The organism is Elizabethkingia argenteiflava (assembly GCF_009904105.1).
Taxonomy (GTDB): domain Bacteria; phylum Bacteroidota; class Bacteroidia; order Flavobacteriales; family Weeksellaceae; genus Elizabethkingia; species Elizabethkingia argenteiflava.
Genome location: NZ_JAAABJ010000015.1, coordinates 1 through 370 on the forward strand (window position 1 = coordinate 1; position 370 = coordinate 370).

The window sequence follows — 370 nt, forward strand, 5'->3', positions numbered from 1 at the left end:
TGGGTTCATATTGAAAATAGAGGAGTAAAAAGATGGGGATTTGAAGGTTCAGAAGTATTTGGTTAAGCCACGATCTACATACGTTTAAACTAAGATTAAAAGCCCTAGAAGCCAAATCTGCTCAAGATGGTGTAGTTCTTACTGAATCTCAACTTTCAGCACAAGAAAGGGCTAAGGAAGAGAAAAAAGCTCATGGAGAAATTGAAACTCATCATCCTGTATATTTAGGAGCTCAAGACACTTGTTAAGAAGGAAATATCAAAGGAGTTGGACATATTTATCAACAAACTTTTATTGACACGTATTCCAAAGTAGTATTAGCAAAACTATATGACCGTAAGAATGCTCTTATTGCTGCTGACATGCTTAA

At 35.4% G+C, this 370-nt stretch carries 1 pseudogene; it reads left to right on the plus strand.

From position 1 onward, the window contains the following. Positions 1–50: 50 nt before the first annotated feature. Positions 51–370, plus strand: a pseudogene (locus GNY06_RS13855) (IS481 family transposase); the annotation flags it as partial.